General features: G+C 39.8%; 5 protein-coding genes. All 5 read left to right on the top strand.

Translation table 11 applies throughout. The annotated features are described in order from the left end of the window. The first annotated feature begins 255 nt into the window (after nucleotides 1-255). Complete coding sequence (locus tag QM959_RS06820; protein WP_414372274.1) at nucleotides 256-2,439, top strand: PTS transporter subunit IIBC; 2,184 nt, start codon at nucleotides 256-258, stop codon at nucleotides 2,437-2,439. 51 nt (nucleotides 2,440-2,490) lie between these two features. Beyond that, entirely contained in the window at nucleotides 2,491-3,306 is an 816-nt protein-coding gene (locus QM959_RS06815; protein ID WP_414372272.1) for an endonuclease/exonuclease/phosphatase family protein, read from the top strand. Nucleotides 3,307-3,561: 255 nt separating this feature from the next. After that, on the top strand, nucleotides 3,562-4,905 hold the full coding sequence (locus QM959_RS06810; RefSeq protein WP_247934483.1) for a DEAD/DEAH box helicase: 1,344 nt from the start codon (nucleotides 3,562-3,564) through the stop codon (nucleotides 4,903-4,905). Nucleotides 4,906-5,261: 356 nt separating this feature from the next. Then, nucleotides 5,262-6,452: a methionine adenosyltransferase gene (gene metK / locus QM959_RS06805; protein ID WP_000003942.1), complete on the top strand. Its 1,191-nt coding sequence runs from the start codon at nucleotides 5,262-5,264 to the stop codon at nucleotides 6,450-6,452. A gap of 87 nt (nucleotides 6,453-6,539) precedes the next feature. Then, nucleotides 6,540-7,931: a peptidoglycan-N-acetylglucosamine deacetylase PgdA gene (pgdA, locus tag QM959_RS06800; protein ID WP_414372270.1), complete on the top strand. Its 1,392-nt coding sequence runs from the start codon at nucleotides 6,540-6,542 to the stop codon at nucleotides 7,929-7,931. The last annotated feature ends 58 nt before the right edge of the window (nucleotides 7,932-7,989 follow it).

Raw genomic sequence — 7,989 nt, 5'->3', positions numbered from 1 at the left:
TTATGTTTTGTCATAGTAGACCTCATTTCTAACTCAAACGTCTCATACTTAATTCCACCATAAAAATCCGTTTTAGACTAACTTCCACTTTGGTCAGACAAGTGGAAGTTACTTTGAGAAGTTACCTTTTAGAAAAAAGTGTACTTTTTTTTATAAAAGCCTTTACAAAAAATTTTAAAGTGGTATAATGAATACATAGCTAAGTGCAAACGTTTTCGTAAAACGTTTGCCTAAATAAAAATAAAGGAGATTTGAATGATGAAAGATACATTCAAAAATGTCTTGTCTTTCGAGTTTTGGCAAAAATTCGGTAAGGCTTTGATGGTGGTTATCGCTGTTATGCCGGCTGCTGGTTTGATGATCTCAATCGGTAAGTCACTTGTGATGATTAACCCAACTTTTGCACCACTTGTAATCACAGGTGGAATTCTTGAGCAAATTGGTTGGGGGGTTATCGGTAACCTTCACATTTTGTTTGCCCTAGCCATTGGAGGAAGCTGGGCCAAAGAACGTGCTGGTGGTGCCTTCGCTGCTGGTCTTGCCTTCATCTTGATTAACCGTATCACTGGTACAATCTTTGGTGTATCAGGAGATATGTTGAAAAATCCAGAAGCTATGGTAACAACTCTATTTGGTGGATCAATCAAAGTTGCTGATTACTTCATTAGTGTTATGGAAGCTCCTGCCTTGAACATGGGTGTGTTCGTAGGGATTATCTCAGGTTTTGTAGGGGCAACTGCTTACAATAAATACTACAATTTCCGTAAACTTCCCGATGCACTTTCATTCTTCAACGGGAAACGTTTCGTACCATTTGTAGTTATTCTTCGTTCAGCAATCGCTGCAATTTTACTTGCTGCCTTCTGGCCAGTAGTGCAAACAGGTATCAATAGCTTTGGTATTTGGATTGCCAACTCACAAGAAACTGCTCCAATCCTTGCGCCATTCTTGTATGGTACATTGGAACGCTTGCTCTTGCCATTTGGTCTTCACCACATGTTGACAATCCCAATGAACTATACTGCTCTTGGTGGTACTTATGAGATTTTGACAGGTGCAGCTAAAGGTACTCAAGTTTTCGGTCAAGACCCACTATGGCTTGCATGGGTAACAGACCTTGTTAACCTTAAAGGTACTGATGCTACTCAATACCAACACTTGTTAGATACTGTTCACCCAGCTCGTTTCAAAGTTGGACAAATGATCGGTTCATTCGGTATTTTGATGGGTGTGATTGTTGCTATCTACCGTAATGTTGATGCTGACAAGAAACACAAATACAAAGGTATGATGATTGCGACAGCTCTTGCAACCTTCTTGACTGGTGTTACTGAGCCAATCGAATACATGTTCATGTTTGTTGCAACACCTATGTATCTTGTTTACTCACTTGTTCAAGGTGCTGCCTTCGCTATGGCTGACGTAGTAAACCTACGTGTCCACTCATTCGGTTCAATTGAATTCTTGACTCGTACACCACTAGCAATTAATGCTGGTATTGGTATGGATATCGTTAACTTTATCTGGGTAACTGTTCTCTTTGCTGTAATCATGTACTTTATCGCAAACTTCATGATTCAAAAATTCAACTATGCAACTCCAGGACGTAACGGAAACTATGAAACTGCTGAAGGAGCTTCAGAAGGAGCTAGCAGTGAAGTGAAAGTTGCAGCAGGTTCTCAAGCTGTAAACATTATCAACCTTCTTGGTGGACGTGCAAACATCGTTGATGTTGATGCATGTATGACTCGTCTTCGTGTAACTGTTAAAGATGCAGATAAAGTAGGAAATGCAGAGCAATGGAAAGCAGAAGGAGCTATGGGTCTTGTCATGAAAGGACAAGGAGTTCAAGCTATATATGGTCCAAAAGCAGACGTATTGAAATCTGATATCCAAGATATCCTTGATTCAGGTGAAATCATTCCAGAAACTCTTCCAAGTCAAATGACAGAAGCGCAACAAAACACTGTTCAATTCAAAGGTCTTACTGAGGAAGTTTACTCAGTAGCTGATGGTCAAGTTGTTGCTTTGGAACAAGTAAAAGATCCAGTATTTGCTCAAAAAATGATGGGTGATGGATTTGCTGTAGAACCTGCAAATGGAAATATTGTATCTCCAGTTTCAGGTACTGTATCAAGTATCTTCCCTACAAAACATGCTCTTGGTCTGGTGACTGAAGCAGGTCTTGAAGTACTGGTTCACATTGGTTTGGATACAGTAAGTCTTGAAGGAAAACCATTTACAGTTCATGTAGCTGAAGGACAAAAAGTTACAGCAGGTGATCTTCTTGTCACAGCTGACTTGGATGCTATCCGTGCAGCAGGTCGTGAAACTTCAACAGTGGTTGTCTTCACAAATGCTGAAGCTATTAAATCAGTTAAATTAGAACAAACTGGTTCTCTTGCAGCTAAAACAGCAGTTGCAAAAGTAGAATTGTAATATAGTTGAGGTTGGAAGCTGTTTTCCAACCTCTTGTTTTAGGAGGAAAGCATGAAATTTTTAACACTCAATACTCATAGCTGGATGGAAAAAGAAGCTGAGGAAAAATTCCAGCTCTTGCTTGAAGATATCCTTGATAAAGACTATGATTTGATTTGTTTCCAAGAAATCAATCAGGAAATTACTTCTCCTGAGGTGGAGGTTAATGATCTATATCAAGCTTTACCTGCAGCAGAGCCAATTCACCAAGACCACTATGTTAGACTTTTGGTTGAAAAATTGTCTGAGAAGGGAAGAAGCTACTATTGGACTTGGGCCTACAACCATATCGGTTATGATCGCTACCATGAAGGTGTAGCAATCTTATCTAAAACACCTATTAAAGCCAGGGAAATTTTGGTTTCAGATGTGGATGATCCAACAGATTATCATACTCGTCGTGTTGCCTTAGCTGAAACTGTAGTGGATGGTAAGGAACTTGCGGTTGCCAGTGTTCACCTTTCTTGGTGGGATAAAGGTTTCCAAGAAGAATGGGCACGATTTGAGGCTGTATTGAAGGAATTGAACAAGCCACTTTTACTAGCTGGAGATTTCAACAATCCAGCTGGTCAAGAGGGTTATCAGGCTATTTTAGCTAGTCCATTAGGCCTACAAGACGCCTTTGAAGTTGCTCAAGAGAAAAGTGGTAGCTATACTGTTCCACCAGAAATTGATGGTTGGAAAGGGAACACTGAACCCCTTCGAATCGACTATGTTTTTACTACCAAAGAGTTAGAGGTGGAAAATTTACATGTCGTATTTGATGGTAACAAGAGTCCGCAAGTCAGTGATCACTATGGCTTGAATGCTATTTTAAACTGGAAATAATGACTGAAAAGAGGTTGGAATTATGAAGTTCCAGCCTTTTTCTGACTAGAGAAGCTACTGGAAATATACTAATACTCAATAAAAATCAAAGAGCAAACTAGGAAGCTAGCCGCAGGTTGCTCAAAGCACTGCTTTGAGGTTGCAGATGGAAGCTGACGTGGTTTGAAGAGATTTTCGAAGAGTATAAATAAGTGAGGGTACTGAAATAGAACAAAATATGGTATAATTGATAAGATAGATAGAATCGAGGATATTATGTCATTTACGAAATTTCAATTTAAAAACTATATTAGAGAAGCCTTGGAGGAGTTAAAATTTACAACTCCAACAGAGGTGCAAGACAAGTTGATTCCTATTGTTTTAGCAGGTCGTGACCTAGTCGGTGAATCAAAAACAGGTTCAGGTAAGACTCATACTTTCTTGTTGCCGATTTTCCAGCAATTAGATGAAGCTAGTGATAGTGTACAGGCAGTGATTACGGCACCGAGCCGTGAATTGGCTACTCAGATTTACCAAGCAGCTCGTCAGATTGCCGCTCATTCAGATGTAGAAGTACGTGTCGTTAACTATGTTGGTGGAACAGACAAGGCCCGTCAGATTGACAAATTAGCAAGTAATCAACCACACATTGTCATTGGGACGCCAGGTCGTATTTATGATTTGGTAAAATCTGGAGACCTAGCTATTCATAAAGCTAAGACTTTTGTGGTCGATGAGGCAGACATGACCTTGGATATGGGATTTTTAGAAACTGTTGATAAGATTGCAGGAAGTCTTCCAAAAGACTTGCAATTCATGGTCTTCTCAGCAACCATCCCACAAAAGTTGCAACCATTCTTGAAAAAATACTTGTCAAATCCTGTCATGGAGAAAATCAAGACCAAAACAGTTATCTCTGACACCATTGATAACTGGTTGATTTCTACCAAGGGACGTGATAAGAATGCTCAAATTTACCAGTTGACTCAGTTGATGCAGCCTTATTTGGCAATGATTTTTGTGAACACTAAAACACGCGCTGATGAATTACATTCATACCTGACCGCTCAAGGTTTGAAGGTGGCAAAGATTCATGGAGATATTGCCCCTCGCGAACGCAAGCGTATCATGAATCAGGTGAAAAATCTGGATTTTGAGTATATTGTAGCAACAGATTTGGCAGCGCGTGGAATTGATATTGAAGGTGTTAGTCATGTCATCAATGATGCCATTCCGCAAGATTTATCTTTCTTTGTTCACCGAGTTGGTCGTACTGGACGAAATGGTCTAGCTGGTACAGCTATTACCCTTTACCAGCCAAGTGATGACTCGGATATCCGTGAGTTGGAGAAATTGGGAATCAAGTTTACTCCTAAGATGGTCAAAGACGGGGAATTTCAAGATACTTATGACCGTGATCGTCGTGCCAATCGTGAGAAGAAGCAAGATAAGCTTGATATTGAAATGATTGGTCTGGTCAAAAAGAAAAAGAAAAAAGTTAAACCGGGCTATAAGAAAAAAATCCAGTGGGCGGTTGATGAAAAACGCCGTAAAACCAAGCGTGCAGAAAGTCGTGCTCGCGGTCGTGCAGAGCGTAAAGCAAAACGCCAAACATTTTAATAGTAATTGTTGGAGTACTGAGCTCCAACTTTTTTTATTTATGAGAACGAACTATCTATACAGAAACACTACATTATAGACTGCAAATTGCACCTAAAAATGGTATAATGGTAGAGTTATATAGTCCCGATAAGATGGTAGAAATTTCTATTTTTTCTTTCGAGTCGCAACTCGCAAAGAATGACGGTTCCAAAGTCGTTCGTCATTCTACGGTTGCCGCTATAGGCGGTCACCCTATGCACCTTACTAGCTTCATAAATGTTTTTATTTCTTACGCGTTGTAACTCTTAGACTATAGAAATACCTATCAGTACTTTGTAACTCTATAACACTATTTTTAAGGGGGGGACATTTTTATGTCAGAACGTAAATTATTCACGTCTGAATCTGTATCTGAGGGGCATCCAGATAAGATTGCAGACCAAATTTCAGATGCGATTTTGGATGCTATTTTAGCCAAGGATCCAGAGGCGCACGTTGCTGCTGAGACAGCTGTATACACTGGTTCCGTCCATGTTTTTGGTGAAATATCTACAAATGCCTATGTGGATATTAACCGTGTGGTTCGTGATACCATTGCAGAAATTGGCTACACCAATACAGAATATGGTTTTTCTGCTGAGACAGTGGGAGTCCATCCGTCACTTGTTGAGCAGTCACCAGATATTGCCCAAGGTGTTAACGAAGCCTTGGAGGTTCGTGGGAATGCAGATCAAGATCCGCTTGACTTGATTGGTGCTGGTGACCAAGGGCTCATGTTTGGATTTGCAGTGGATGAAACAGAAGAGCTCATGCCTTTGCCAATTTCACTCAGTCATAAATTGGTTCGTCGTCTGGCAGAACTTCGTAAGTCTGGGGAAATTAGCTATCTTCGCCCAGATGCTAAATCACAAGTTACGGTTGAGTATGATGAAAATGACCGTCCAGTACGTGTGGACACAGTTGTTATTTCAACTCAGCATGATCCAGAAGTCAGTAACGAACAAATTCACAATGATGTCATTAACAAGGTTATCAAAGAGGTTATTCCAGCTTCTTACTTGGATGAGCAAACAAAATTCTTCATCAATCCTACTGGTCGTTTTGTAATCGGTGGACCTCAAGGGGACTCAGGTTTGACTGGTCGTAAGATTATCGTGGATACTTATGGTGGCTACTCCCGTCACGGTGGTGGTGCTTTCTCTGGTAAAGATGCGACTAAAGTGGACCGTTCAGCCTCTTATGCGGCTCGCTATATTGCAAAGAATATTGTTGCAGCAGGCCTTGCTAAGAAAGCAGAAGTGCAATTGGCCTATGCTATCGGTGTTGCTCAACCCGTCTCTGTTCGTATCGATACCTTTGGTACAGGAACAGTAGCTGAAAGCAAGCTTGAAAAAGCAGCTCGTCAAATCTTTGATCTTCGCCCTGCAGGGATAATCCAAATGCTGGACCTCAAGCGTCCAATTTACCGTCAAACAGCGGCTTATGGACACATGGGACGTACGGATATTGATCTTCCATGGGAACGTTTGGATAAGGTAGATGCTTTGAAAGAAGCAGTAAAATAAGATTTTAAGAGGGAGTTCCTCTCTTTTTAATATACTATTTCCTCTAAAATAATTGAAATTATAGCCTGAATTTGATATGATATCTCTATGGATAAAAGTAGAGCAAAACGTGTTGAGCACGATAAAAAGAGAATTGGTTTGATAGCCCTGGTAGCTATCTTTTCAGTAAGTATATGTGTCCTTGGTTCAATTATTGGATACAAAATATATACAAAGCAAAATTTTGAACAAAGGATTGAATCGCTCAAAAAAGAGAAAGATGATCAATTGAGTGAGGGGAATCAGAAGGATCATTTTCGTAAGGGACAAGCAGAAGTAATTACCTATTATCCTCTCCAAGGGGAGCAAGTGATTTCATCCGTAAAGGAAATCATGACACAGGATATTAAGGAAAATCTGGAAGACAAGGAAAATCTGGTTTTTTATTATACAGAGAAACAGGATTCGACTTTAAAAGGGATTGTCAACCGAAGTGTGATGAAACAAGTTTATGATTTAACATCGTCAAAAGTTGAAGAGACTGAAAAAACTAGTCTTGCAAAAGTCCATTTGACAGAAGATGGCAAACCTTTTACACTTGATCAATTGTTTTCAGATGCTAGTAAAGCCAAAGAGCAGCTGATAAAAGAACTGACCTCTTTCTTACAGGATAAGAAATTGGAGCAAGAAAAGGTCGATCAGCTTGTTAAAGGTTTCTCTGACCAAGACTTATCTTTATGGGATTTTGATTATAAGGATAGTCAAATAATCCTATATCCTAGTCAGGCAGTTGAGAATCTAGATGAGATAGCCTTGCCAGTATCTAGTTTCTTTGAGGTTATTCAGTCCTCATATCTGCTGGATAAGGATACGGAACTTTATAAGGCTTATTATGAAAAGAAAAATCGTAAAGTAGTAGCCTTGACTTTTGATGATGGACCTAATCCTACAACGACAAATCAAGCATTAGATACTCTTTCTAAGTATGGAATTAAGGCTACTTTCTTTGTACTAGGTAAGAATGTTTCTGGAAATGAAGAGATTTTGAAACGCATGAAAGCAGATGGTCATGTCATTGGAAACCATAGTTGGAGCCATCCAGTGCTTTCAAAACTTTCGCTTGATGAAGCTAAGAAACAGATTACTGATACTGAGGATGCGTTGACTAAGGTGCTGGGCGCTAGTTCTAAACTTATGCGTCCGCCTTATGGAGCCATTACAGACGACATTCGCAATAGCCTCGATTTGAGCTTTATTTTGTGGGATGTGGATAGTCTTGACTGGAAGAGTCATAATGAAGCATCTATTCTGACAGAGATTCAGCGTGAAGTGCAGAATGGTTCTATTATTCTCATGCATGATATTCATGCTGAGAGTGTCAATGCTTTACCGAAGGTTATTGACTATTTGAAAGGGCAAGGTTATGACTTTGTGACAATTCCAGATTTGTTAGACTCTCGTCTTAAAGCTCATCAGCTCTATTACGGCCGCAATCAATAATACACAAAATCTAAAGAGAAAAGTTTTCCTTGAAAATTTGGCTCTTTGGATTTTCTTC

The sequence above is a fragment of the Streptococcus mitis genome, from assembly GCF_047459985.1.
In the GTDB taxonomy this organism is placed as follows: domain Bacteria; phylum Bacillota; class Bacilli; order Lactobacillales; family Streptococcaceae; genus Streptococcus; species Streptococcus mitis_DZ.
The sequence above is the reverse complement of the archived record's forward strand: the minus strand, read 5'-3'. Positions and strand labels throughout refer to the sequence as shown.

Bases quoted from the DNA above. Each gene is read 5' to 3' on its own strand.
- QM959_RS06820 (WP_414372274.1), top strand. From the start codon at position 256: ATGATGAAAGATACATTCAAAAATGTCTTGTCTTTCGAGTTTTGGCAA.
- QM959_RS06815 (WP_414372272.1), top strand. From the start codon at position 2,491: ATGAAATTTTTAACACTCAATACTCATAGCTGGATGGAAAAAGAAGCT.
- QM959_RS06810 (WP_247934483.1), top strand. From the start codon at position 3,562: ATGTCATTTACGAAATTTCAATTTAAAAACTATATTAGAGAAGCCTTG.
- metK (WP_000003942.1), top strand. From the start codon at position 5,262: ATGTCAGAACGTAAATTATTCACGTCTGAATCTGTATCTGAGGGGCAT.
- pgdA (WP_414372270.1), top strand. From the start codon at position 6,540: ATGGATAAAAGTAGAGCAAAACGTGTTGAGCACGATAAAAAGAGAATT.